Annotated in this window: 24 protein-coding genes and 5 pseudogenes; 15 read left to right on the plus strand and 14 right to left on the minus strand. The window is 68.0% G+C overall.

Annotated features, from left to right (window positions below):
- Positions 1–63: 63 nt before the first annotated feature.
- Positions 64–922: pseudogene (locus JIX55_RS51755) on the plus strand (IS630 family transposase); the annotation flags it as partial.
- A 415-nt stretch (positions 923–1,337) separates the two neighbouring features.
- On the opposite strand, the gene JIX55_RS48900 reads toward JIX55_RS51755, so the two are convergent.
- From JIX55_RS48900 to JIX55_RS48920, 5 genes and pseudogenes are all read right to left on the minus strand, one after another.
- Positions 1,338–3,680 (minus strand): tetratricopeptide repeat protein, encoded by a 2,343-nt coding sequence (locus JIX55_RS48900; protein ID WP_257561448.1) that lies wholly within the window; start codon positions 3,678–3,680, stop codon positions 1,338–1,340.
- Positions 3,681–3,812: 132 nt separating this feature from the next.
- The gene (locus JIX55_RS48905) at positions 3,813–4,139 is read right to left on the minus strand and encodes a hypothetical protein (protein ID WP_443046688.1); all 327 of its coding nucleotides are present in this window, start codon (positions 4,137–4,139) and stop codon (positions 3,813–3,815) included.
- 514 nt (positions 4,140–4,653) lie between these two features.
- Positions 4,654–5,043 (minus strand): hypothetical protein, encoded by a 390-nt coding sequence (locus tag JIX55_RS48910; protein ID WP_257561445.1) that lies wholly within the window; start codon positions 5,041–5,043, stop codon positions 4,654–4,656.
- A 132-nt stretch (positions 5,044–5,175) separates the two neighbouring features.
- A pseudogene (locus JIX55_RS48915) lies at positions 5,176–5,715 on the minus strand (carboxylesterase family protein); the annotation flags it as partial.
- A 173-nt stretch (positions 5,716–5,888) separates the two neighbouring features.
- A complete protein-coding gene (locus tag JIX55_RS48920) occupies positions 5,889–7,046 on the minus strand; it encodes a serine hydrolase domain-containing protein (protein WP_257561444.1) in 1,158 nt (385 codons plus the stop codon).
- Positions 7,047–7,208: 162 nt separating this feature from the next.
- Here JIX55_RS48920 and JIX55_RS48925 point away from each other — a divergent pair, with 162 nt between their 5' ends.
- Positions 7,209–7,808, plus strand: a complete 600-nt coding sequence (locus JIX55_RS48925; protein ID WP_257561443.1) for a TetR/AcrR family transcriptional regulator — start codon at positions 7,209–7,211, stop codon at positions 7,806–7,808.
- A 104-nt stretch (positions 7,809–7,912) separates the two neighbouring features.
- Here the strand turns inward: JIX55_RS48925 and JIX55_RS48930 are convergent, their stop codons facing one another.
- From JIX55_RS48930 to JIX55_RS48940, 3 genes are read right to left on the minus strand one after another with little or no spacing between them, the layout of a single operon-like run.
- Entirely contained in the window at positions 7,913–8,428 is a 516-nt protein-coding gene (locus JIX55_RS48930) for a hypothetical protein (protein ID WP_257561442.1), read from the minus strand.
- Positions 8,418–8,567: an aconitase family protein gene (locus tag JIX55_RS48935; protein ID WP_257561440.1), complete on the minus strand. Its 150-nt coding sequence runs from the start codon at positions 8,565–8,567 to the stop codon at positions 8,418–8,420. Before JIX55_RS48935 ends, JIX55_RS48930 begins: the two co-directional genes overlap by 11 nt.
- Before the next feature lie 37 nt (positions 8,568–8,604).
- Positions 8,605–9,483: a helix-turn-helix domain-containing protein gene (locus tag JIX55_RS48940; protein ID WP_257561439.1), complete on the minus strand. Its 879-nt coding sequence runs from the start codon at positions 9,481–9,483 to the stop codon at positions 8,605–8,607.
- A 102-nt stretch (positions 9,484–9,585) separates the two neighbouring features.
- Here JIX55_RS48940 and JIX55_RS48945 point away from each other — a divergent pair.
- From JIX55_RS48945 to JIX55_RS48965, 7 genes and pseudogenes are all read left to right on the plus strand, one after another.
- Positions 9,586–10,280: pseudogene (locus JIX55_RS48945) on the plus strand (SDR family NAD(P)-dependent oxidoreductase).
- A 61-nt stretch (positions 10,281–10,341) separates the two neighbouring features.
- The gene (locus JIX55_RS48950; RefSeq protein WP_257561438.1) at positions 10,342–10,467 is read left to right on the plus strand and encodes a hypothetical protein; all 126 of its coding nucleotides are present in this window, start codon (positions 10,342–10,344) and stop codon (positions 10,465–10,467) included.
- 34 nt (positions 10,468–10,501) lie between these two features.
- Entirely contained in the window at positions 10,502–10,957 is a 456-nt protein-coding gene (locus tag JIX55_RS48955; protein WP_257561437.1) for a DUF6081 family protein, read from the plus strand.
- Positions 10,890–11,033: a hypothetical protein gene (locus JIX55_RS51760; protein ID WP_443046687.1), complete on the plus strand. Its 144-nt coding sequence runs from the start codon at positions 10,890–10,892 to the stop codon at positions 11,031–11,033. Before JIX55_RS48955 ends, JIX55_RS51760 begins: the two co-directional genes overlap by 68 nt.
- A 116-nt stretch (positions 11,034–11,149) precedes the next feature.
- On the plus strand, positions 11,150–11,713 hold the full coding sequence (locus JIX55_RS48960) for a cysteine hydrolase family protein (RefSeq protein ID WP_257569183.1): 564 nt from the start codon (positions 11,150–11,152) through the stop codon (positions 11,711–11,713).
- A gap of 396 nt (positions 11,714–12,109) precedes the next feature.
- Positions 12,110–12,275 (plus strand): annotated as a pseudogene (locus JIX55_RS51765) (IS630 family transposase); the annotation flags it as partial.
- Positions 12,276–12,288: 13 nt separating this feature from the next.
- Positions 12,289–12,717: pseudogene (locus JIX55_RS48965) on the plus strand (transposase); the annotation flags it as partial.
- Positions 12,718–12,780: 63 nt separating this feature from the next.
- On the opposite strand, the gene JIX55_RS48970 reads toward JIX55_RS48965, so the two are convergent.
- Together JIX55_RS48970 and JIX55_RS48975 are read right to left on the minus strand one after the other, a co-directional pair.
- Positions 12,781–13,434: a class I SAM-dependent methyltransferase gene (locus tag JIX55_RS48970; protein ID WP_257561436.1), complete on the minus strand. Its 654-nt coding sequence runs from the start codon at positions 13,432–13,434 to the stop codon at positions 12,781–12,783.
- A 167-nt stretch (positions 13,435–13,601) separates the two neighbouring features.
- Entirely contained in the window at positions 13,602–14,048 is a 447-nt protein-coding gene (locus tag JIX55_RS48975; protein WP_257561435.1) for a hypothetical protein, read from the minus strand.
- Between the two features lie 1,222 nt (positions 14,049–15,270).
- On the opposite strand from JIX55_RS48975, the gene JIX55_RS51085 reads away from it, so the two are divergent.
- Positions 15,271–15,405, plus strand: a complete 135-nt coding sequence (locus JIX55_RS51085) for a hypothetical protein (RefSeq protein WP_306819969.1) — start codon at positions 15,271–15,273, stop codon at positions 15,403–15,405.
- Positions 15,406–15,594, plus strand: a complete 189-nt coding sequence (locus tag JIX55_RS48985; protein WP_257569727.1) for a hypothetical protein — start codon at positions 15,406–15,408, stop codon at positions 15,592–15,594.
- Positions 15,595–15,672: 78 nt separating this feature from the next.
- Here JIX55_RS48985 and JIX55_RS48990 read toward each other — a convergent pair whose 3' ends face one another.
- On the minus strand, positions 15,673–16,068 hold the full coding sequence (locus JIX55_RS48990; protein WP_257561433.1) for a hypothetical protein: 396 nt from the start codon (positions 16,066–16,068) through the stop codon (positions 15,673–15,675).
- A gap of 318 nt (positions 16,069–16,386) precedes the next feature.
- Here JIX55_RS48990 and JIX55_RS48995 point away from each other — a divergent pair, with 318 nt between their 5' ends.
- Positions 16,387–17,595, plus strand: a complete 1,209-nt coding sequence (locus JIX55_RS48995; RefSeq protein WP_257561432.1) for a sensor histidine kinase — start codon at positions 16,387–16,389, stop codon at positions 17,593–17,595.
- Positions 17,596–17,647: 52 nt separating this feature from the next.
- Positions 17,648–18,331 carry a response regulator gene (locus JIX55_RS49000; RefSeq protein WP_257561431.1) on the plus strand — a complete coding sequence of 228 codons (684 nt, stop codon included), beginning with the start codon at positions 17,648–17,650 and terminating at the stop codon, positions 18,329–18,331.
- A gap of 20 nt (positions 18,332–18,351) precedes the next feature.
- Here JIX55_RS49000 and JIX55_RS49005 read toward each other — a convergent pair whose 3' ends face one another.
- Positions 18,352–18,516 carry a hypothetical protein gene (locus JIX55_RS49005; RefSeq protein ID WP_257561430.1) on the minus strand — a complete coding sequence of 55 codons (165 nt, stop codon included), beginning with the start codon at positions 18,514–18,516 and terminating at the stop codon, positions 18,352–18,354.
- A 317-nt stretch (positions 18,517–18,833) separates the two neighbouring features.
- Here JIX55_RS49005 and JIX55_RS49010 point away from each other — a divergent pair, with 317 nt between their 5' ends.
- Positions 18,834–19,211 (plus strand): hypothetical protein, encoded by a 378-nt coding sequence (locus JIX55_RS49010; protein ID WP_257561429.1) that lies wholly within the window; start codon positions 18,834–18,836, stop codon positions 19,209–19,211.
- Between the two features lie 274 nt (positions 19,212–19,485).
- Positions 19,486–20,343, plus strand: coding sequence for a hypothetical protein (locus JIX55_RS49015; RefSeq protein ID WP_257561428.1), 858 nt, complete (start codon positions 19,486–19,488; stop codon positions 20,341–20,343).
- A 76-nt stretch (positions 20,344–20,419) separates the two neighbouring features.
- Here JIX55_RS49015 and JIX55_RS49020 read toward each other — a convergent pair whose 3' ends face one another.
- Together JIX55_RS49020 and JIX55_RS49025 are read right to left on the minus strand one after the other, a co-directional pair.
- Positions 20,420–23,335 carry a helix-turn-helix transcriptional regulator gene (locus tag JIX55_RS49020; protein ID WP_257561427.1) on the minus strand — a complete coding sequence of 972 codons (2,916 nt, stop codon included), beginning with the start codon at positions 23,333–23,335 and terminating at the stop codon, positions 20,420–20,422.
- 703 nt (positions 23,336–24,038) lie between these two features.
- Positions 24,039–24,821, minus strand: coding sequence for a polysaccharide lyase family 7 protein (locus JIX55_RS49025; RefSeq protein ID WP_257561426.1), 783 nt, complete (start codon positions 24,819–24,821; stop codon positions 24,039–24,041).
- Between the last annotated feature and the right edge of the window lie 175 nt (positions 24,822–24,996).

The raw sequence follows: 24,996 nt of genomic DNA on the forward strand, positions 1-24,996 counted from the left end.
TGAGGTTGAACTCGTGGAGTCGTATGGGCTGACGGCTCGTCGCTCGTGCGGTATCACCGGTGCATGCGGTATCCACAAGGGGGCGGGCTGACCGCCGAACGGCAGCAGTTCCGTGAGGAGTTACGGCTCAAGGCGGCCGAGAGGTTCGCCCAGGGTGAGGCGAGCTCGGTGATCGCCAAGGACCTGCGGGTCAGTGTCCGCTCGGTGCAGCGGTGGCGGCAGGCTTGGGACGAGGGCGGTCCGCGCGCTCTGCGGTCGCAGGGACCTGCCTCGCTGCCGAGGCTGAACGAGAAGCAGTTCGCGCAGTTGGAGGCGGAGCTGGCCAAGGGGCCGGCCGCGCACGGCTGGGAGGACCAGCGGTGGACGCTGGCGCGGGTCAAGACGGTGATCGGCCAGCGCTTCCACCTGACCTGCACGATCCAGGGTGTGCGCAAGCTCCTGGTACGTAATGGCTGGTCGTGCCAAGTGCCAGCCCGACGCGCGATCGAGCGGGACGACGAGGCGGTGGCCGGGTGGGTCAAGGAGGTGTGGCCGTGCGCGGAAGACTCGCGGCGGTGAGTGGAGCCTGGCTCGTCTTCGAGGACGAGGCCGGATTCTCCATGACGCCGCCGCAGGCGAAGACCTGGTCACAGCGCGGCCGGACCCCCATCGTGCGGGTCCGCGGCCGTTCCCGCAGACGGATATCCATCGCGGCGCTGACCTGCTACAAACCTGGCCACCGCTCCCACTGATTTACCGGCCACGCCGGGACGAGGGCAGACGGGACGGACGCAAGAGCTTCTCCTGGCGCGACTACCGGGACCTGCTGATCGCCGCCCATCAGCAGCTCGGCGGCCCGATCGTGCTCATCTGGGACAACCTCAACGTCCACAAGGCCACCGACCTGAGGAAGTTCGCCGAGGCCCGGGACTGGCTGACCATCAGGCGCCGACGAACTCGGTGTCTCCGCGACTACGCTGTTCACCGAGCACTTCGACGGGTTGACCAAGGACTGGAGCAAGTCGGCCGACGCGATGACCTTCCTGTTTCTCGCCATCGGCGCATTCGCCGCGTTCTCCGGCGCGAAGAAGGCCGCCATCTAATAACGCGGGTGTTGCGTGAAGACGCAACCGCAACCCGCACGAGCATGCGCAGTACGCGAAGAGGCCCGTCCACCTCATGGTGACGCCGTTGGTCAATTCGGGCCCGGCGTGACGTCGGCTTTCAGGACCCGGTTGTGGTCCTGGAAGCCGACGTTGTTGTTTGGGGAGGGTGTCGGGTGTCGATGCGGCCGGAGGAACCCGGAGAGGTTCCGGCGGAGACGGTGCGGGTGGCGCGGACGGCCTTTCAATCTGCAGTCACCTCTGCCATCGGGCAAGGGATGCGCGGATTTTGAGCGTCTCCGGGTGGTCGGGCCCCAAGACGCGCAGTGCGTCGGTCAACAGCTCGGCGAATGCGCTGGCGGCGCCCTCCGGGTCACCGGCCTCTCCCTGCCATCGGGCGAGGTTTGACCTGGTTTTGAGAGTGCGGGGGTGGTCGGGGCCGAGAATCCGCAGCCGGTCCTTCAATAGTTCGGCGAATTCCGTGGTGGCTCTTTTGGCGTCCCCCATTTCCCCGCGCCACCGAGCGACATTGTGCCGACTGGTGAGGGTGTGTGGGTGGTCGGGCCCAAGGACGCGAAGTCGGTCCTCCAGCAGTTCGGTGTACGCGCTCAGGGCGCCGGCGGCGTCCCCCGCTTCTCCCCGCCAGTAGGCGAGGTTCCCCCGGGTGTTGAGGGTGTTGGGGTGGTCGGGGCCCAGGACTCGCTGCCGGTCCTTGAGTAGCTCGGCGTAGGCAGCGACGGCCCCGGCGACGTCTCCTGCCGTCCCTCGCCACCCGGCGACATCGCCCCGCGTAATGAGGGTGTCTGGGTGGTCGGGACCCAGGACCCGTATTCGGTCCTCCAGTAGCTCGGCGAAGGCGGCGGCGGCCCCGGCGGCATCGCCCACCTCGCCGCGCTGGTAGGCGAGGTTGGCCCGGGTGTTGAGGGTGCTGGGGTGGTCGGGGCCCAGGATCCGTGTCCGATCCCCCAGTAGCTCGGCGAAGGCGGCAGCGGCCCCGGCGGCATCGCCCGCCTCCCCCTGCCAGAAGGCGAGGTAGTGCGAGGTGGTGAGAGAGTCTGGATGATCGGAACCCAGAGAACGGTAGGCGGTGGCTTGGAGTTCGTGCCAGTAGGAACGGGCGGCGTCGATGAGCCCGGCCTCTCCCAGGCTTTTCCCTGCCCGGAAAAGGACGGGGTGCGCCCTGGCCACCCAGAGAGGCATCGGTGCGTGCTCATTGAGGGCTTCGGTATTGGCCCGCAGGATTTGGGCATGGGCGCTGTCCCGTTCCACCTCGGGCCAGGCGTCGACCAGGGCGTCGCCTGCGGTGCGGGCTAGGTCGTCGTGCTGGTCCGAGGGGAGGCTCTCACGGGTGGCCCGCTGGATGAGCTGATGTACGCGTACCGCCTGGTTCTCGGTGGCAGGGGTGTGCTTGATCAGGCTGAGCCGATGCAGAACCCGGAGCGCGAGGACTGCGTCATACGGCTCGATCTGGTGCGATCGTCCACTGCTCCCGGCAGTGCGGGCGCGATGCTCCGCGAGATGAGCGAGGGCAGGCGAACTACCGAGGACGCTGCCTGGGATGCCGTTGGGGCTCAGCATGGCTGCGAGCTGGAGCATGGGGCGTGCGAGCCCGACGGGGTGGATCCGATCGGCGCGTTCGATGGATAGGGACCATGCTGCGGAAAGCGCGACTTCCTGGTCGTCGGGCAGGGTGCCCGTCTCGGGCATCAACTCGGTTAGCGTCTTTGCTCGGTCGGCAAGCAGGCGGCGGTACACACGGCAGTCCAGACCCGCGTCGACCAGATATGCGGTGGCCTGGGAGAGGGCGAGGGGCAGGTGGCCCAAATCAGAGGCCAGCGCGACGAGCTGGTCTGTGGGCTCATGCCGGTCGTGTGCTGCCAGAGACGAGGTGAGGTGGGCGACTGCTTCCGCCTCCGTGAACAGGCCGACTCCGATCACATGGCGCCCGTGCCCCGACAGAGCTGCTTCGCGGCGCCGGGTGGTGACAACGCTGTGGCCATGCGGGCTTGCCGGCGGCCACAGGCCGCGCAGATCCGCGGGGGCAGAGACATCATCCAGGGTGATCAGCCATCGGCACTGGTCGGTGCCGCCCTTGGGATGGAGCCACGCCAGGAACATTCTCGCGGCTTGCTCAGGGTCGGAGGCATCGGCCCCGCACAGCTCGACGCCGGCCTGCGCGTATCCCGAGATCACTGCCGAGCGGTTACTCGCGGAGATCCACACCAACACGTCCAGGCAGCCGCCCTGCCAAGCGGTATGCGCATAGTCGGCAGCCAGCTGCGTCTTGCCCACGCCACCCATACCGGTGAGCACCGCCGTGCCCCCGCCCCGTACCGCCTCCTCCAGACGCTCCGACTCCGCTCGAGGCTGGAAGGACAGCGCCCGCGGTGGGATCAATCCGATTTGGTGCGGCCATGCAGCCGGTTCACGAGGCCCTCGCTTCAACACCATCGTGAGTGTGCCGACATTCAGCTCGTGGATATAGCCGCTGTTGGCCAGGCCGCCAGTGGCGGCGATCGCGTCGCCGGTCCCGGACACATTTATGGGGACCACGGGCGTTCCCGCAGTTCTCTGTGCTGGTCCGGAGTAGCCGGTCACCGCCTTCCCTCCAGCCCCGGCCACCGTGTCGCCGGTGTCGGTCGCGGAGACGTCGGCCTGCGCACCAGGCTCACTTCTTCGCCTGCGCCGCTTCACCATTCGCCGCCCCCCGTTCCCTCTGGCCGAGCCGGGTCACTCGTAGTCGACGCCGCTGACAGCTCGGCTTCCTTTGCCGGTGGCCTTCGCCTTCCCGGTGTCCTGGGCCTTCGCCGATCCGCTTCCCCTGCCCTTGGGCCGCTTGACGCCGGTAACTGCGCTGCCCCCGTCTTCAGCTTCAGGTTCACCGGTCCGTACAGCCACGTCATCAACCCGGCTGGTGGGGTTTTGAAATAGCGCCCACACAAACGCCGCGATGCCAACGGCACCCTGGATTGAGGCTCCAACGAGCTGGCCGGAGTTGGGGCTGCCGAGCAACCATATTAAAGGAGTCGAAACAATTCCAGCCAATGCCAATGCCATAATCGTGATCTTCAACGTCTGTGACACGCACGCCTCCTCAACGACTCGTCGCGTACATCGATTCACTGGGCGTTCACCACGCCAATAGCGATGGCATGCATTCCCCCTATCCGCCGATGTGGGTCCCCGTCCCCTCTCTACCCGTTTGCCGCCGGACTGGTCGTCACACATACGCGGAGGCAAAGGCCTGTACGAACTCAGAGTCGGTCACCGATCCATTACCACCCCCTCCTATGCGGTAACCCCGGCTGGAGAGAGCATTGATGGGATCGAGTACCTCGCGCTTCCGACGCGGCTTAAGATCATGTCATTGACTCGGACTTCATGGGTCCTCCGAAAGGCGCGGAACCGCCTCGAAAATCGCTCTCCCTGTCTCGTTCAAGTCGCCAGAGCCATGCACCGTAATAACGAGTTTGAACATTTCATGACTCCCAGTCGGGATTCGACGGCAGGGCTCATCTGCAGTCCGGGCGTCGCGACTTTGCAGGCAAACGGGAACGGGCGTGCGTAGATGCTAGGACCAACGGAGCCGGTTCAACTTATTCGTGTACTCGCTGAATGGCTTTCCCTTGCCTCCCACCAGATCCCGAGCCTCCAGCTTGCGCAGCGAACTCGACTCCTTCATGACAGTGGGCCACCCACTCTCCTCTTTATGCCAGGAGAAAGAGTAGATTTCAGCGTCCTCGCCGAGGATGATTTCGCCGTTGTTGCCCCAGACTTCTTTGAAGTCTCCAGGGGCCTTGGAGAAGAGTGTTTCCTTGCTGTATGAGCTGCCGTGGTCGATGGTCCATCCCTCGACCTCTATGTTGTCGGCGGACACCTTACTTTTCTTTTTGCTTGGGTCCGCCTGAAGCAGCTCCACCGTCTTACGGGCCAACTGCCTAAACTCTGCGTACTCATCCACGACCTGATCCCCCCAATCAGTGGCAACAGGGCGGACTGTAGACACTCGCCGACTGCTCTCCTGGCGTGTCCGTGATCCACTCCGTCAGCTCCAACGGATGCCCCTGGATTACCCTGATATCTGCGCGGAAAACTATGGCCCGGTGAAACAGCCGCTCGGCGTCCGGCATGCCCAGCAGGCACTGCACGGTGTGGGCTCCCGCGGCAGGCACTGCACGGTGTGGGCTCCCGCGGACTGGCCCGCCACGGTCACCGTGTCCGGGTCACCGCCGAATGCGGCGATGTTGTCGCGCACCCACCGCAGGGCCGCGAGCTGATCGGCGAGGCCGAGATTTCCCTCGGAGATCGCTGGTGAACGCAGATAGCCGAGCACGCCGAGCCGGTAGCCGACCGAGACGACGACCACGTCGCCCTCACGGGCCAGCCGGTGGCCGCCCTAGCACTTCCATGATCCGGCGCCCGAGATCCAGGCGCCGCCGTGGAACCACACCAGCACCGGCCTGGCCCGGTCATCGACTCCGGGCGTGGTGATCGTCAGGTTCAGGCAGTCCTCGCCCTGCTCGTGCCGCTCAGGGGCGCCTATCACGGACTCCAGCCTGGACGGAGCCTGCGGGGCGATGGGGCCGTCGACCGTGGCGTCCCGCTCGCCGTTCCAGGAAGGCACCGCGCGGGGCGGACCGAAGCGCTCTCAGGTGGCGTAGCGCACGCCTCGGAAGACGGTCAGGCCGTCCTCGGCCCGGCCGCACAGCACACCATCGGTGGTCTTCGCGCGGGTCAGCATGGGTACGCCCTTCATGGATCACGACGTTGTGCGCCAGTTCGGCGTGACCACTCGTGAGGTGAGTGTCAGTGGTCCTGCCGGGCGATGGCGCGCAGGAAGGCGACGGTCTCCATATCGCGGTTGGTGGCTTCCTCCGTGGAGGTCCCGTACCGGCGGTTGGCGGACAGCTTGACGATGGTGGTGCGGGCGGCAGGATCGACATAGACGAACTGGTTGTACACGCCGATCGCACTGAACTCTCCACGGTCCCCGTCAGGGAGCCACCACTGGTAGCCGTAGCCCAGGTTGAGTTGGTGACCGCCGACCAGGGGCCGGCCAGGCTCCAGGTGCGTCGCGGTCACGGTGACCGAGTCGCGCACCCACTCGGCCGGGACGATCTGCCTCCCCTGCCACTTGCCGCCGTTGCGGTACAGCTCGCCGATCCTGGCGTAGTCGCGGGCGGTCAGATTGAGCCCGGCGAACGAGAACTCCGTCCCGGCGGGGTCGATCAGCCAGTAACCGGCCGACGTCATGCCCAGGGGCTCGCACAGCTTTTCCCGCATGTAGTCGGCGACCGAGCGGCCGGTCGCCAGGGCCACCAGGGCACCGAGCACCTGGGTCTCGCCGGAGTTGTAGCGGCAGACCGTGCCGGGCTCGCTCTCGGGCACCATGCGGGCGACGAAGTCGTCGAGAGTGCCGCCGATGCCCATCGTGGCGGCGCTGAGCTGGTAGACGTCGGAGGTGACGTCGCTGTAGTCCTCGTTCCAGCGGGCGCCGGAGGACATCTGGAGTACGTCCTTGATGGACACGCCGTCATACGCGGAACCGGGTTCCACCCGTACGTAGGAGCTGATCGGATCGTCGATGCCGGCGATGTGTCCCTCGGCGACCGCGATGCCGACGAGCGCGGAGACGAAGCTCTTGGCCACCGACATGGAAAGCCACTGCACGTCCGGTCCGCCGGTGAGGAAGTAGCTCTCGTGCCGGACGACTCCGTCGATGAGCACGAGCACGGCCGCGGTGTCCGTGTCGGTCAGGAACTCCTTGCTCGACCGTGAGGCGCCGTCGAAGACGTACGTCTCCGGCAGGGCGGTCGCCTCCCCCTCCGGCCAGACGTACGGCCGCGCGGCCGGGGCCATCTCGCGGGACTTGAGGAGGTCCTTCATCCGGCACAGGTGGTCGTGCTGCGGTACGCCCGTGAAGAAGCCGAGGTCGGCCAGGGTCATGTCCTGCTGTTCGGTCATCGTCGTCCTTCGAGGGCTCGAAGAGGGAAGCGCAGCGGGCCGGACGGGGAGACGAAAGCCCGAAGAGCGGTTCCGGCCGAAAGTAGCAGTACCAACTGGTTAGGGCAACCGAGTGGTACGCTTAATTTTTCTTTCGTTCACTCAGCGTGAGAGAAGGTCGCGATGAGTTCTCCCCGCGTCGACGGACGCAGCTTGCGTTTCCAGCACCGGCGCCCCGAACTGCTGGCCGCGGCAGCTGAGTACGTCCTCGACCACGGTGTCACCGACCTGTCGCTACGACCGGTGGCCCAGGCGCTCGGCGTCACGCACGCGACGCTGCTGCGGCACTTCTCCTCGAAGGAGGAGCTGATCATGGCCGTCGGGGAGAAGATCCGGGCGGATCTGGCCGTCCGGCTGACCTCGGACGGGGAACTCCACGGAGCGCGCTCGATGGCCGACCTCTTCAAGGAGATGTGGAACCGCCTCTGCGAGCCGCGAGAACAGCGGCAGTTCCTGGTCCTCTTCGAACTGGTCACCCACTACGGCCGGAAGCGCGACCCGGAAACGGACCTCGCCCAGTCGCTCGTCCACGACTGGGTCCGCCTCTTGGCCGACCGGCTGATCACGGAGGGATGGCCGCCGGAGGACGCCACCGCTCTGGCCACCCTCCTCCTCGCACAGGTTCGGGGCCTCCAACTCGACCTTCTCGTCTCCGGGGACCGCACGCGGGCGGACCGGGCGATCGAATTCGCCGCCCGTCTCCTCGACCGCCCCACTGCCTGACGCGCTGGGCGAAAGAAGGGCAACAGCGTCAGCCCCTTTGAGGAAGCCGTCGGGCATGTGGCTGCAGGGCGGCGTCGGCAGCAGATGTCCGCTCACCAGCGGGGTCAAGGGTGGAGTGCGCCCGGAATCGCGCTACACGCCCGAACACCGTCCTGGAGATGGCACCATTCGGGGGATCGAGCTTTCGCGGCCCGCCGCAAGGAAGTTGAGGGTCCGGCCGCCACGGGTGCCGGGACGACCTGGTTGCGCAGCCTGACATTGGCGAACACACCGCGCATCATCACCTGGTGGTTGCCCCGCCGAGAGGTGTACGTGTTGGACTCCCTTGGGGGCGCGCCGACTTGAGTCAGGTATTGGGCCGCTGCGCTGGTCACGGTGATGGCGCCGGCCGGCGAGATGGGGTCATTCGCCGCCCTCCCTGCCTCGACGACATGGCGAGGGAACCCGTAGCCGTACGGGACATCATCGGGACGCGGGTACTGGTCAGACTCGGCGATCAGGTGACCACGGTTCGCGCAGGCGTCGGTGAACATCGCCGCGTCGATACTCCCGGCCATCACGGCCGCGATCTCCTTCGGGTCGGGCCAGATGTCCTGCAGGTGGACGGGGTCACCCCTCATGGGCGTGGCCGAGGGGTTCGGTGGCGAGGTCGATGTCCATCGTGCCGGTGAGGGCGCAGGCGATGACCAGGGGAGGGGAAGGGAGGTAGTTCATGGTGACTTCGGGCTGGATGCGGCCCTCGAAGTTGCGGTTCCCCAACCTCTGGCGGCTGGACGGGGGCCTGCCCACCCGGTTGTCACGGCGTGGAGAACAGATCGGGCCCCGAAGGCGAGGAGCGGTCGGGGTGGACTCCGTTCGTGACCCGCAGGAACTGCAGCTTCTCCGCATCGGCGGAACCCGCGGCCACCGTGTAGACGACGAGGCGGATATCGCAGCCTGGGACGGTGAGCACGTCGCAGTCGCACGTCACCTCGCCGACCTCGGGGTGCACGATGATCTTGCGAGCCGAGACGTGCGGACCGACCGCGCCCTCGTCCCACAGCTGGGTGAACTCCGCACTGGTGGAGCGCAGTTCCGCGACAAGGTTGATCAGTCCACGGTCGTGGGGGTAGTCGACGAGAGCTATGCGCAGATCGGCGACGAGGGCGGGGTTCAGGGCGTCGCCATCCGGGAGTACGGGCCAGGCCGCGAGCCCTCCGGGCCCTGCGGCGAAGACCGCCCGCACCAGGTTTCGCTCGGCCTGTGTCCGTGCGCTGGGGTCGCCCAGCAGCACTGCCCATGCTGGAGTCCAGGACAGCAACGTCCAGTCGGCGCTGAACACGCCCACGGGGAACTCCCCGAGGCGAGCCAGCATCCGTTGGACCCCCGCTGGTACATGCGTAGAGATCGTCCCCTCCTGTGGCGGGAGGAGGCCGGCCAGCCGATAGGCGTGATCGCGCTCCACGGGTTCCAGCTGCAGTGCCCTGGCCAGGCTCGCGATGACCTGCGCCGAAGGGCTCCTGGCGCGCCCCTGTTCCAGCCGCACCACGTAGTCGACCGACAGCCCTGCGAGGTCGGCCAGTTCCTCGCGTCGCAACCCCACCGCACGTCGTCCGGGCCGTGAAGTCCGCCCCACATCGATGGGGGAAAGCCGGTCGCGCCAGCGGCGCAATGCGGTGCCAAGGGTCTCGTCCACTCGACCATTGTGTCCGCTGGACAGCCGTTGCGCCTGGTACTGGCGGTCCTACCGTCGCGGAGGGCACTGGTTCTCCTCTCGCCACTGGCCGAGGGTGAACGCATGACAACAACATTCATCACAGGAGCCAACAAGTCCCTCGGGTACGAGACCGCCCGCCGATTGATCGAGGCCGGTCACACCGTCCTCGTCGGCGCTCGCGATCCAGAGCGCGGCCAGGCGGCCGCCGAGGCACTCGGTGCCCGTTTCGTCCAGATCGACGTGACGGACGACGCGTCGGTGGCCGCGGCCGCCGCCGACGTCGAGGCTCGCGAAGGGGGCATCGACGTCCTGGTCAACAACGCAGGAGTTTACGAACCGCACGTCCCCGCCGATCAGATCACGGCCGCTCACGCCGGCGCGGTGTTCGAGGTCAATGTCATTGGGCTCGTCCGGGTGACGCATGCGTTCCTGCCCCTGCTGCGCAAGTCCGCGAGCCCGGTGATCGTCAATGTGTCGAGCGGCATGGGGTCGTTCGCGGCGACCCACGACGCCGAGCGCGTCGAGTCGCGGCCCGTCGCGCCGCTCTACACATCGTCGAAGGCTGCCGTGACCATGCTGACCACGCAGTACGCGAAGGCCTGGCCGGACGTGAAAGTGAACGCGGCCGACCCGGCTACACCGCGACCGATTTCAACGGGCACCGCGGACCGCAGACAGTGACCGAGGGGACCGACGCGATTGTCGAACTCGCCACCATCGGGGTGGACGGGCCGACCGGGACCTTCCGTGACCGTTACGGCGCGGTGGCCTGGTGAAGACCGGCCGGTTCGGCCTCCATCCCAGCCAGACCGTCAGCGCGAAGGCAAAGACACAACCATGACGAGCACCGACATCAGACACGAGATCGTCTACGACGGCTTCGAGGGCCTGGCCCTGGACGTGACCCGTTGGTTCCATCTGAGCTTCCCACTGCCCGGACGGCACGACGTTCGTCGCCGATGAGCCGGGAGCCAAGATCACTTTCGGCGATCGTGGCGTGCGGGTTGGCATCGACAAGTTCACCCAGAGCCATCCCGTCCAGATGGCCGACAACTGCAAGTTCCTCGTGCTCTCCACCGAGGACTTCACCTTGCCCGAGGCCGGCAGGATCGCCTTCTCCGCCTCGATCGCGGCCGACGCGGTCAACGCGACGCCGTACGACTACCGAGACGGCTTCGCGGCCCTCGTGCTCTGCGATCCGGTCAACGGCTGGGTCTGCGACCTGTGCACAAGCGGCGAGACCGTGTTCGCGATCACCGAACGCCTGCGGTATCCCGGGGTGACCACACCCTTCACCAACCTGGCAGGTAGACGGAAAGACCGTTCACGAAGAGCTGGTGGCCGAGCTCCCCGCGTCCCTCAAGATCGGCATGGGCATGTTCACCGTGCACCAGGTCGCAGACGGTGTCAGCACGTCCCTGCGCGGACAGGGACTCACCGCCAACTGGCGTGACCTCCGCGTCCGCAGTGTCACCGAGTTTGGACAGCACTTGGTGACAACAGGGCAAGAAAGTGTCGATGAGAACTGATACCGGTCATGGGCGCACTTCGGCGCGACGCTGATGAGGATCTCCGAAACCTCCACCGCAGCTCGGTTGATCCACCAGACTTGCTCCTGTTTCCCAACGGAGAAGGGACGGCAGGCATGGCGAACAGCGCACTTCTGGTGATGGACGTCCAACGGGACGTCGTGGCCATCGCCGATGACGGTTCCGGATATCTGCCGCGCTTGCGCAGGGCGATCGACGGCGCCCGGGCTGCCGGTATCACCGTGATCTACGTGGTGCTCGGGTTACGGCCGGGCGATCCAGAAATCAGCCCCCGCAACAAGGTGATGACAAACGTGGTGAGGGCCGGCCTGTTCACCGAGGGTTCCCCTGGCACCGAGATCCATGACGACGTCGCGCCCCAGCAGGGCGACGTCGTGGTCACCAAGAGGCGGGGGAGCGCGTTCTCGGGCAGCGACCTCGACCTGGTGCTCAGGGCTCGCGATATCGACAGCCTGGTTCTCACCGGCATCGCCACCAGCGCCGTCGTGCTGTCCACCCTGTGGCACGCCATTGACCTGGACTTCGGCCTCACCGTCCTGGCGGATGCCTGCCTCGACACCGACCCCGAGGTGCACCAGATGCTCACCGAAAGACTGTTCCCGCAGTGGGCAGATGTCGTCGCCGTCGAGGACTGGGTCAAAGCCGTCGCACCGCAATAGCGGGAGGCCGTCCGGCCCCTCGCGTGCGGGGCAAAGGGGAATCGCCCCCCCCGTAGGCCGGGCTAGGTCAGCCGACGGCGTTCTGTCAGGCGCTGTCCTGTTGGAGTGATGCATCCGCAGGATCACGTCATGACTGCCGATGCCCCGCTCACCCGAGAGCCGTTCCGGCGCCTCCATCCGATTAACGCGCCCAGGCCGGTGCCTCAGTTGCCCGATCGTGTCTGGACTGACGAGGACTGGGACCGGATCCGGCGCGGATATCGAGCCCGGGACATGGATGAGAAGTGGAACGTCTTCGCCAAAGCCGATGTCCTTTCCATGCACCGGAGTTGGACCCGTCACAGCATCTATGAGGCGTCCTTTTCCCCCGCGACTGGTGATGGGAGGAGGATCGCCTCTGCAAAGGAGTCCACCACTGACCCGGACAAGGACGCCGAGCTGGACCGGATCGAGTACGCCCTCAAGGAGCGCCCCTGACCGCACCTTCGCCTTCGACGAGTTCGGCCCGCTCGGCATCCGCCCGACCGCCGGTACCTGCTGGGCCAGACAGAGCAGGCCCGACGGGCAGTGACGACACTCTCTGGGGTGTCAACCACCGTCGCAAGGGCACCGATCACACTCTCACCGCGCTCAAGAGCATCCGGGCGGCCCGCCCGGACGGCGCACCGGTCTACGTCATCCTCGACAACGTCTCCGCCCACAAGGGCAGCAAGATCCGCCGGTGGGCGGCCAGGAACAAGGTCGATCTCTGCTTCACGCCGACCAGCGCCTCCTGGGCGAACCCGATCGAGGCGCACTTCGGACCGCTACGTCAGTTCACCCTCGCCAACTCGAACCGCCCCAACCACACCGTCCAAACCCGCGCGCTGCACCGTTACTTGCACTGGCGCAACCAGAACGCCCGCCACCCCGACGTCCTGGCCGCCCAGCGCCGCGAACGCGCCCGTATCCGCAGCGAGAAAGGCATCCGCTGGGGCGGCCGCCCTCTCCACCCAGTGCCCTGACCCGCCCGCCCCGTGATCGTCTGCGTTCTGGCACGAGCGGCCTCGCCGCAGGAACAAGCCCCGTCAGGGCCTTTCCGGCTTGCGGGCCAGGAGGCAGGCGTGCGGTCTCCTCACCCGTCCGCCGGGCTCCTGCTCCAGTCTCGCGGCGACGACGAGTCCGGCCTGGTCCAGCAGGCCGACTATGCGGTCCAGCGGCAGAAGGTACGACTCGTAGGACACCGGACGGCCATAGCTCTGGGTCGGATGCAGCCGTTCATCGCCGACATAGTCTCCCCAGAGCAGGTAGCCGCCGGGCGCGAGCGTGCGGTGGAACTCGGAGAACACCGCTGGCAGCCACTGCGGGGGCGTGTGGTGGGTGGAGTACCAGGCCAGGATGCCGCCGAGCTCGTCGTCCCCCATCTCCAGCGAGGTCATCGAGCCCTCGGTGAACCGCAGGTTCGGATAGGCGTGGCGGGCCAGCCCGATCATCTTCGGTGACAGATCGACGCCAAAGGTGGACACCCCCATCCCTGCCAGGTGCGCCGTCACGCGGCCGGGGCAGCATCCCAGGTCCGCGACCGGCCCCAGACCGGCCGTCCGCACGAGTTCGGCGAACCCCGCCAGCATCGCGCGTGACAGCGGGTCCATCTCGGCTGGAGGCGGGACGCGTTCGACGTAGTCGACGGCAACCGTGTCGTACGACTCACGCACGGCGGTCAGAAAGGAGGGCTCGGCCATGCGGGCGACCCTAGACCAGGGAACTGACAGGCAATGGCGCGACATTGTTGACCTGCGTGACACCACCGCTGCGGCCGCCCGGCCGTCACACACTCCGGTGATCGTTTCCGGTCACGGCACTGGCTGAGAAGTTGCCGTATGCGGCGGAGCGTTCGCAGTATGGCCGCTCAGGTTTGGCATTGCGCCGTGCCGGCGGTGGACCACCCGCTCCAGGCGGCCCCGTCGGCACGGGCGTGGACACGAATCTCGACCTTTACGGGCCCGCACACCCGGGTCGAGCTTCCCACCTCCGTGGGCTCGACGGTCCCACCTGCCGGGACATAGGTGCGACCGCTGCCCAACTTCACCCAGTAACCACCGTTGACGACACGAAAGAACGCCTCGTAGGAGACGTTCACCGCCCTCGGCCCCGTGTTGCGCGCCTTGACGTACGCCGTGATCTCCCGAGTGTGGATTCGGCCTTCCTTTCCGCGTTGGGCGCTGATGCAGCCGTTGACGGCCACCCGGCCTGTCGACACACCGCCGCCGCAGGCGACTGCTGCGGCGTGAGCGTTCGTCGGAATGGCCAGCATGGTGAGCGCGGCAGCGCTCAGGATTGTTCCGATACGCCTCACATGCACAACCCTGCTCCCTTCGACCCTGATTGCCTCAGAGAAACCATGACGTGTTGAGGCGTGGAAGGCAGCGGCTCATCAAGTTCTTCACTCCAACGGAACAGCCAGGTCGTCGACGCCGCCCAGGCGTCGCCGCACTGCAGCGGCGATGATCCTCGTTGCCCTAGGTCGCCTCCGGCAGCAATGGGAGCCGCTGACCTGCCCGGTTCCCACTCTCCACGCCTCGTAGGTGGCACGCCCGCCCCCATCGGAACAGGCGCCTACACGAGCAGGCCCCGGGGCCGTTTTAGTACGGGCCGTTTCCCCGTCGGGCCCGTCCCGCAGACAACGGCTCACATCCGCCCGCGAATGAGGAGGCTCAGGGCTCCACTGACAATGCGCCTCCACCAGCGTGAACACCACATCGCAGCCCGTCTGCCGTCGTACGTGGCCACGGCGAAGCCCGTACCGCCGCTGAGGAGGCCGACCGAAATCCCGGTTGCGACAAGCCACTGCGCCCTGCGCTTCATGCCGCTTCCTCTCCTCTGGGCCTGTCGGCACCGGCCCTCGAGACGCGATGTCGGATTGCCGCTTCAGTTGCTCGTGGGGCGCTGAAAGCAGAGGCTGAACGAACCTGAACGTGCCTTGAGATGTCGGGAGCGGTGCGTGGGGAGCGCGGGGATGCCGCCATCACCGCACATACGGGTCAACGGTCGGCTGTGTCCTGCCCCAGGCCCGGCACCCGGCGATCAGGCCTGGGACGGCGCCGGTTCCGTCGCCCGGGGCAGCCGGCCGAGGCCCCGGTTGAAGCGGCGTAGGAGGAGTACGGCGGTAGTGGCGAGGCCGGTGAGGAGGCCGAGCCGGATGCCGAGGGTGTCCAGGCCGATGGCGAGGCCGAGGAGGACCGCGGCGGGCAGGGGCCCACGAGCCAGTAGCCGACGAGGGTGACGCGGAAGCCGCCCTTGGTGTCGTCGAGGCCGCGCAGCAGACCGATTCCGATGTTCTGGGTGCAGTCGAAGAACTGCAGGACCGCTGCGACGAGGAGCAGCTGTGTGGCGATCTCGACGGCCCTGTCGTCACCGCTGTCGAAGAAGGGGGGCGAGCACCAGGCCGGGCACGGTCACGTACACCAGCCCGACCACGGCCATGACAGCCGCCGCGCAGGCCAGGGCCGTGGTCTTCAGTCGCTGGGCCGTGGGCAGGTTGCGCAGCGCCAGCTCCCGGCTGACGCCGATGGACTGGCGTGGGAGAGGCCGACGGCTATCTGGAAGACGATGTAGAGGAGTTGGTTGACGGCGGTGTGCGCGGCCCGCGCGGCCGTGCCGAAGCTGCCCGCGAAGAGCGCGACGACGAAGAGGAGCCCGCCTCGGAGCCGTAGGTGGCGGCGATCGGCGTGCCAAGGCCGGTGAGCCTGCGCAGGGTGGCCGGGCGGATCTTCCAGATGCTGAGCGACAGCACCGCGGCGACGGGCGTCGCGCCGGGCGAACAAGCTCAGTTCCAGATCCGGATCGTTCCGCAGGCCACGGCCGGTGAGCCGAGCTGCGGCGACCCCCTCGCGCCCGCGTGACAGGCAGACCGGGCAAGTACAAGGCCGACGCCGTGATGCGGGCGTCGGCCCCTTCACGTTGCGCTCACTGCCGCCTCATCACCAGGGGTCGGTGCAGAACCAAGCCGTGGAAACCTGCGGCAGGGTGAAACAGACCCGTGACTGGGACGTTCCGCCATTCCAGTGCCAGCCGGTACGGACCCAATCGGCGTTGGTGGAGTAGTCGTTCGAGACAGTCGCCCAACCACTGCCGCTGTTGCGCTCCAAGTGCATCTTGCAGGCGCCGCCGCTGCTGGAGACCGCGCCGCGGACCACCCAGTACTGTTTGGTGGCGTTCCACTGGGCGTCCATGGCGGCGTGGCAGTTGCCGATGGTCCTTTGCTTGACCATGCTCCGGTAGTTGGTGTAAGTGTCCGCGGACGCGGTGCCGACGCTGGCGCAGAACGCGCCGACCGTCGCCGCCGCGATCAACCCGGTTTTGAAGCCTTTGCGCATAAGCGGGTGTTCCCTCCGTGAAGTAGCTGCCGTTGGGATCTCGTCGTCGTTGCAGCAGTCGAGGTTCGGTGAATGGAGGAGCTGGGCGAGGCGGACGGCCGCCGCCTGTACGGCAGCTGGCGCTCGGCCTTTTGCTGGCAGAGCCAGTCCGAGGCGTTGTTGCCCGGGTGTATGAAAGTTAGCTGCAGGGACCCTTCCTTCTCGCCCACCCAGCGGTGGAACTGCGCCTGCAACCAGGGTGGTTGGCGGTGTACAACCTGGGGTGTAGCTGTGGTGGAAAGCGGAGTGGAGCGGTCCCTTGGGGCCTACGCTCGGACGATGTTCGCGCAGCGCACGTGGAGCCCGGCGGTTCGCAGGACCTTCTCGCAAGGGGCGGACATCGTCTACGCGGTGGTGTCGGTCTGGATCTCGAGCACCGTGCTGCGCAACTGGCCCGACCCGCACGGCTACTGGCGGCAAACCGATGTATGGACCTACGTGCTGGTCGCCCTGGTCTATCTTCCGCTGGCCGTGCGCCGCCGGGCTCCCCTGACCGTGCTCGTCGGCACGGCGGCCTGCGTGCTGTGTTACTTCACCCTGGCCTACTACCACGTGGTCGTTGTCAGCGGACTGGGCCTGGCGCTCTACACCGTCGCGGCGCAGTGCCCGCGCAGGGTCGCTGCGAAGTGCGCCGCCGCATCGCTGCTCGTGCTGTTGTGGGGTGCGCGGCTCGCCGAGCCCGGGAACGGCCCGTTCAGTGTGGCCTTCGTGACCGTGATGGTCGCCGTCACCTGGGTGACCGGCGACCGGTCCCGTCGGCTCGCGGAGCGCGGCGAGCGGCTCGCGGTGCTCAGCGAGCAACTGCGCCTGGAGCAGGAGGAGAAGGCCCGTCGGGCCGTCATGGCCGAGCGGATGAAGATAGCCCGTGAACTGCACGACGTGGTCGCCCACCACGTGTCCGTGATCTCCGTCCAGACGGGCCTGGCCGGCTACGTCTTCATCTCCGATCCGAAGACGGCGCGCACGGCGCTGGAGACCATCGCGGGCAGCGCCCACGAGGCCATGGCGGAGATGCGCCGCATGCTGGTCGTGCTCAGGGAAGGGACCGAGCGTGCCCAAGAGGAGGAAGGCGCGGGCGACCACAATGCGGCCCCCGGACTCGGGCGGCTGGACCAACTGGCCCGGCGCGTCGAAGCCGCGGGTGTCCCCGTCGACGTCCGGATCACGGGCGCCCCGTTCGCGCTGCCGCCGGGCGCCGACCTGTGTGTCTACCGAGTGATCCAGGAAGCTCTCACCAACGTCATGAAGCACGCGCCGGCGGCGAACGCGAGCGTCACGGTGCATTACGACGAGGCCGCGGTCCGTGTCCGCGTAACCGACGACGGACAGGAACCAGTTCTCGTCGGCACCACCGCGGGGTCCGCCGGCCACGGTTTGATCGGCATGCGTGAGCGGGCCGGTATCTACGGTGGGACGGTGACCGCCGGTCCCGGCCCGCAGGGCGGGTTCGAAGTCGAGCTGACCGTTCCGGTGGCCCGCGACAGGTGAGGAAGCGTCTCGGCTCCCGGCCGGGCAGCCGCGAGGAAGGCGTAAACCACGCATGCCCACAGTGCTCGTCGTGGACGACCAGTTCCTCATCCGCTCGGGACTCGTCGCACTCCTGCGGGCCGCACCGGGAATCGAGGTCATCGGCGAGGCGCAGGACGGCGAGGAGGCGATCGAGCTGGCGGCGGCGACCAGACCCGACGTCATCCTGATGGACATTCGGATGCCGGGCATCAGCGGGATCACCGCCACCGAGCGCATCCTTGCCCAGGCCGCGCCCCCGCTTCCCAAGATCCTCGTCCTGACCACCTTCGACCTCGACGAGTACGTCTACGGCGCGCTGAAGGTCGGCGCCTGCGGCTTCCTGCTCAAGGACACCCCGCCGGACCGGCTGCTCGCCGCCATCGACACCGTGCACGCCGGCGACATGCTGTTCAGCGCCTCAGTGATCAAGGGGCTCATCGAGACCTACACCCTCCGCCCGGCCGACCCCGAGCCGCACTTCGGGCTGGACACGCTGACTCCCAGGGAGTTAGAAGTCCTCGGGCTGGTCGGGGCGGGCATGTCCAACTCCGACATCGCCCAGCGACTCGTGCTCAGCACGGCGACCATCAAGACACACGTCCACCGCTGTATGAGCAAGCTCACGCTGAACAGCCGGGCACAAGCGGTGGTCTTCGCGTACGAGACCGGACTGATCTCCCGCAGCCCCGCAGCCCGGGGCGCGGACAACACCTGAGGTATTGGACCTGCATGTCGTCAAAGGGCGAGTACGAGGAACGCGGCCATCACCAGTCCCGCGTCGTACGCGTCATCGATCGGCAGCAGCGGCAGACCGACAAGTGCGCCGGCGACACCGCGGAGGGAAATCCGGATTCGCTGGCCGAGCCCCGTGCTCTCGGGTGCCTGAAGGGATGCGTCCACCTTGTACTCGCCACCGGTTACGGGGTGCTCGATACTGCGGCGCGTACGCCCGCGCTGGCGGTTGATCCGGCCCGTTGGAGTGGAGGCGTCCGTCGAGGCGTCGGCTTCGAGGCGGCCGATGCGGGTGGCCTATCCGCCGGCGGTTTCCACTCCACGGGCAGCGGTGTGTTTCCGCGCGCCGAAGCGACGGCGGGGGAGGCCGCGACGGACAGGCGGCGATGGCAGATACGTACCCGGAATACGTACTCCTACGGATGTACCCCTGACACCTGTGCCGTTTCCTTGCGTTCATGACGACACCGGGCGTGAAAGCGCAGATGCCGAAGAATGTCAGGCTGGCGGTGGTGGGGGTATGGGTCCAGGCCGTGCTGAACCTGGCGGCCGGCGCCCTGTTGCTGGTCGTGGTGAATGACGCGGTGGACCACGGTCAGGACGAGGGGTCCGGGCTGCTCCGGTTCGTGGCGGTGTTGTCGCTGCTGATCGCGGGGGCGCTCCTATTGTGCGGCGCTTTCGCGGGCAAGCGGTCGAACGGGATACGTGTCATGGTCATCGTCATCGAGGCGCTGAGCCTGCTGAGTGGTGTGCTGGGCCTGCTTCAGGGGGGCGGCGTCTCGGTTCTCCCGGGCATCGCCTTCGCCCTCGCCGTCCTGCGGGGCTTCAGTTCCGTGGAAGCCAGGACCTGGTTCGACCAGTGAGGTACGTATCGAAGCGCATACCCGGGCCGAAACATTCCGTCGTGCATGCAAGCCCACCGCCGATCCGGCCGATGAACCCACACCGGGCTCCCAGCCGACGGACCTCTGCCTGACGCCCGACCACAGCTTCGACATCAACGACGCCCTCCGCTCTCCCACGCCCTGATCCTCTTCCGCGGGGTCCGGGCGTGCACCGACCTCTTCACCACATCAACAGGCCCTGCCACAAGGACAGTCCGGCAGGGCCACCCGACCTCATCATGGGGGGAATCACATGCGTATACACACCGCGGCCACCATCCTTTCCGGCGCCCTCGTACTCTCGACGCTCGTTCTTCCGGGTGCCGCCCAGGCAGCGGAGCACTCCGGGGCGGCGACGGATCTCAGAGCCTTCGCCTCGGAGAGCGTCCAGCCGCAGGACGCGCTCGGCGGCACCACCTTCAAGAACGGGGTCGTCAACAAGGGCAAGGACATCGTTCTCGGCGTAACGGGCAAGAAGGCCGTTCCCGTCACGTTCACCGCCTTCGACGAGGAAGGCGTAGCCATCACCCAGGCCTTCCTGTGGCAGGGCACCGACAGTTCGAGCACGGACACCATCACCGGCGCCCTGGAGTCGGACGCCTACCCCACCTGCACGGAGACTCCGGTCCAGGGCGGTTACAGCTACAGCTGCAAGACGGTCTTCACCATCGACCCCGCGGTCGCCTTCAAGGACGGCAACGGCACCGCGGGGACCTGGAAACTCTTCCTTGGCGCCTATGACCTCTACGCGAACGCCAGTTACGACGACGACGTCGCCAGGACCAAGATCAAGCGTGCCGCCATGCTGACCGCCAACGCCTCTCCGGAGCCGGTGAGGAAGGGGAAGACCGTCACGGTCACCGGCAAGCTGAGTCGCGCCAACTGGACCACGGGGAAGAACGCGGGATACGCGACCCAGCCGGTGCAGTTGCAGTTCCGCAAGAGGGGCAGCAGCACCTACACCACCCTGAAGACGGTCAAGACCAGCAGCACCGGCACCTTGAGCACCACCACCAGGGCCGGCTCCGACGGCTACTACCGCTTCGTCTTCGCCGGCACCACCACGACCGGCTCCGCGACGGCGCCCGGCGACTTCGTCGACGTCAGGTAGACAGCTTCCCGGCCGAGACCGCGGTGGCCGGTTCGCAGAGGCTCACTGATCACCACCGAAGGCACCTGGGCCACGCTCAGTCCTGCTCCGCGAGGGTGTCCCCGAAACGGCTCCCGGTGCGACGGCGGGCCATCAGCGTGGCCAGGGCGGTACGCGAGGAGACCCCGGTCTTGCGGAAGATGCGGGAGACATGGGTCTCGACGGTACGCCGGCTGACGTAGAGCCGGTCCGCGATGGCCTGGCTGGTGAGCCCCTGCGCCACCAGTTCGGCTATCTCCAGCTCCCGGGCGGTCAGGGTGGCCAGCCGTTCGGTGAGTTCGGTGCGGTCCGGGGAACCGTACGGAGCCTCGGCGCCGCCACCGGGCGGACGGGTGGCGTCGGCGAGGCCGACCAGCATTCCGCTGCCGCCCGCCTCGGCGAGCCGGCGCCCCCTGAGCCAGGCGTGCGTGGCGCCCCGGCCGCGGCCCGCCGCCGCTTCCAGCGGGGCGCCGAGCAGCAGGGAGTGGGCCTCCCAGAAGACCGCGCCGCAGCGGGCGCTCTCCACCGCGGCCTCCGCGAACAGGTCCGCCGCCGCTGCCATGTCCCCCTGCGCCAGCGGCAGATGGGCGGTGCTGCGCAGCGCGGAGGCCCGCTGCATCGGCAGCCCCAGTTGTTCCGCCTCCTTACGGGCCCGCTCGGCCCAGCCACGGGCCTCCTCGGACATACCCGCCACTCGTGCGGACGTGACCAGGATCTCCAGGTAGAGCGGCCGCATCGAGGGCTGGATCCGCTGCAGCTCGGGGCCGCCCGCCTGGAGTATCGCGTCCCGGGCCCGGACCGGATCGCCGGCCATGAGCGCGGCCCAGCCGAAGATGCACCAGGCCGTGGAGGCCCACCAGTCGACCCCGTTACCTGCCGCGGCCACCGCCTCCTCGGCGACGGCGAGGGGGCGCGGATCGCCCGGCGGGCAGACGGCGACGAGAGCCGCGGCCTTGCTCGCCAATACGAACGCGAGCAACTGGTCGCTGCCGATCCCGCGGGCGATGTCCTCGGCCTGGTCGGCGAGTCCCAGCGCCGAGGAGACCCGGCAGGTCTGGACCCGGACATGGGACAGGCACAGCAGCAGATGGGGCACCACATAGAGCTGACCGCTTCGGCGGGCGATGTCGAGTCCGCGCTCGGCGTGCCGCTCCGCGTCCGGATAGTGCTCCAGGAACGCCTCCGCCCAGCCGAGCCGGGCCAGTGGTTCGCACAGCGCGGTGAGGTCGTTGTCGGGCAAGGAGTCGACCAGGGCGGAGGCCTGCCGGGCGAGCCGTTGCGCCGCGGTCATGTTGCCCTCGTACGCCTCTCCCAGGGCGGCGACGGCGAGGACGCCCGCCTCCCCGACCTCGTCCCCCGTGGACCTGGCCGCCGCGAGGGCCGCCTCGACCTCGGTGCGCACCTGGGCGTACGAGGTGTCGCCGCCCTGGGGCGCGGCCGAGCCGAGCTCCAGGCCCAGCCGGACGACGTGGGCCGGTGCGGGGCCCCGGGCCAGCTCGCGGCGCAACAGCGCGACGGCCTCGGTGGAGCGCCCCAGATGACGCTCCACCAGCGCGCACAGGACGACCGCGCGCACTCTGAGGCCCTGGTCCCCGCCGGTGGTCGGGCCACCGGGTGACCGCTGCGGGGTGGCGATCAGCTCCTGGAGCAGGTCGCGGCTCTCGCGTAGGCCACCGCACGCGGCCAGTGCGCGGGCCCGCCTCAAGACCAACTCACGCCGTCGGGCGGTATGTTCGGGCGTGTCCGGAAGGTGGCGGAGTGCCACATCGAGCCAGTGGGCGCAGCTCGCCGGGGCCGTTCGGGCGGTTCGTGCGGCGGCCTCGTCGAGCACGGCCACCGCTGCCGGGTCCCAGGCGGTCAGCGACTGTTCCACATGGTGGGCTCGTTCGGCGGCCGAGGCGCCGACGCGGGCCAGTTCCTGCGCGGCGAGTCGGTGAATCTCGACGCGCCTCAAGAAGGGCGTGCTTTCGTGGACGAGGGTTCGCACGACCGGATGCCGCAGGGTCAACAGGCCTTGCGAGGCGGAGCGCAGCAGGTCGCGGCGGGTGAGAGCGTGGACGTCGTCGGTGAACGCGGTGCCGGAGCGGCCGGTCACCCGGCTCACCATCGCCGGGGTGGCGTGCTCGCCCAGTACCGCCACGGCCTCGACGATGCCGCGCCGGGAAGGGGCAAGCACGGTGAGTTCGTCCAGCAGTAGGGTGCCGAGCCCGGGCGGCGCCGAGAACTCGGGCGTCGTACCCTCGCGGTGGGCTTGAAGGAGGGTCAGGAAGTAGAACGGGTTGCCCTCGCTCGCGGCGTACAGCGCGGCGGTCTCGGCGGACGGCAGGCCGGGGCCGGCCAATTCGGCGCAGTCCCGTGCGCTCAGCGGTCTCAGGCCGAGTCTGACGACCGTGCCGGTGTCGAGTCCACGGGTGAGCCTGGCGGCGAGGGACTCGGGACTCTGGCGGTCACGGCGTGTCACGGCCAGGACCACGGGGGCGTGCACGGGATGGCGTACGAGATGGTCCAACAGCTCCAGTGACGCCGGGTCCGCCCAATGCAGGTCGTCGAGGGCCAGCAGCAGCCCGGACGGGGCGGCGAGCCGGGCGAGCAGGACGGCCGTGGACCGGTGCAGTCCGAAACGGTCCACCGCGCCGCTCCGCTGAAGGAGGGGCGCCACCGCTTCGGTCTCCTGGAAGCCGTCCAGGGTGTGCGGGTCGAGGTGGGCGAGCGCGTCGGTGAACACCTGGAACGGCACCCGCCGCTCGTACTCCGTGGCTCTGCCGCGCAGTACCGTCATTCCGCGTCGGCGCGCCCGTGCGCTGACCTCGCCGAGCAGCCGACTCTTGCCGATGCCGGCCTCACCGGTGATGTCGACGAGGCGGGAACGACCGCTGTCACGGAACTCCTCACCCCTCGCCGTGCCGCGCGCGTCGCCTGCCGCACGGTCGAGCAACGCATCGAACCGGGCCAGTTCGACGGAGCGGCCCAGCAACGGAGCCCCGTTCCCGCCGTCCCCAACTACCCGGTCCGCTCCCACAGTTGCCCCCTTGCCTTTACATTCCCCCCACATGTCATTCTCTCCTGCTGATCGTCGTAACCGCCGCGTCGGCGAACCGGAACGGACGGATCTCACAGGGCGAGCCGCCGGTCCCGTCGGAGACTGGTGGCTCCGCAGGGCTGATTCAAAGTCCCGGTGATCACGTGACGTTGCTGGCCGGAGCAGACCGATCAGGTCCAGCGGGTGGGTGAAGGCGCGTCCCACAGCGGGCGGGCGAGCCCGGGGATAGGAACAGATCGGCAGGCGAAGACATGCCGCCACGGCATGCCTGTTCTGACCTGCTAAAACGTCATGGATGAGCGTTGATCGACAAGGGTCGCCGAGATCCTCAAAAGGACTCATAGTCCGTCGGCCGTGGGTTCGAGTCCCACCCGCCCCACCTGTGCAGGTCTCTGACCTGAGGAAACGTTCGTTTCTGGCTTTCGGAGCGCCAACTTTGCCTGAACGGACTGAATTCGCTGCTCGCGAGTTTGGAGTCCGGCGGCACTTGGGGGAACTCCAACCCCTCTGCGCGGGTCAGCGGTGTCCCCTCCACGCCCGGAGTGTCCCCCGTCATCTGCCGCACCCCTCGCATGCCCTCGGTCACCGTCACCGTGACACGCACGTCCAGGGACCCCTCCCGGAAGCCGTGCGCCGATCAGGAATGGGTGACCTCGAGGTGGGAGATGCGGACCTCGCCGTAGTTGTCGTCGGTGCACGGCTCGGAGTTGTCGCAGTTGGCCTGCGTATAGGCCCCTGCCTTGAAGTAGTTGGTGTCGCCGTCGTGCGAGATCGTCGTCTCGAGACGGCCGTTGTAGTACACGTCGATGTCACCGTCCTCGGCCACGAACCTGGCCTCGAACTCGGTGCCCAGCTCGTAGTCGTCGGTGACGAGGTGATGGTGGCGGTCGTCGCCGTCGGTGATGTAGAGGCTGCTGCCTTCGAGCCGGAAGACGGTGACGTCGTCGTCCCCGCCGTGCACCTGTGCGCCGACCAGGTACGGCCGCTCCTCGGGCAGCGCCGTGAACGCCTCCCTGACCACGAGCGTGTGGGTGCCGTCCGTGGTGGACCATTCGGCTTCGTCCTCGCCGCCGTCGGTCATCTCGCGCAGTTCGGCGCGCGGGTAGTTGGAACCTCCGGTCGTCACACCGTTGACGGCGGCCCGGAATCCGACCGCGTCGCAGCCGGACTCGGCCCGGAACCAGGGCATGGCCGAGAACGTCGCCAGCTCGGGCTGGGTCATCTCGGTGGGGTCCTCGTCCTCGCCGGTGGGCAGGGTGAGCTTCCAGTTCGTCAGGTCGAGGACCTCGGAGGGGTACGTGCAGTCGGCGACCGCCGGCTTGAGCGGGGCCGGGACGTCGGCGTGCGCGGACAGTGTGAGCGTGGCGGTGGAGACGGCGGCGGTGACGCACGTCAACAGGACGGTCCGGGTGCGGGGCATGGAGGGGTGCCTCCCTGTCGGGGTGCTCGGTGGATGCCGACGCATACCGTAGGCGCCGTTGACGGGAGGGGTCCCGGAACCGCTGGCTGCTACGCATGCGTGCGACTGATGAAGGGTCTGGGTAGACGCTGCGTACGGTCCGCAGTACGCAGTAGATTTGATCGGTACGCACGGC

It is taken from the genome of Streptomyces sp. DSM 40750 (genome assembly GCF_024612035.1).
In the GTDB taxonomy this organism is placed as follows: Bacteria; Actinomycetota; Actinomycetes; order Streptomycetales; family Streptomycetaceae; genus Streptomyces.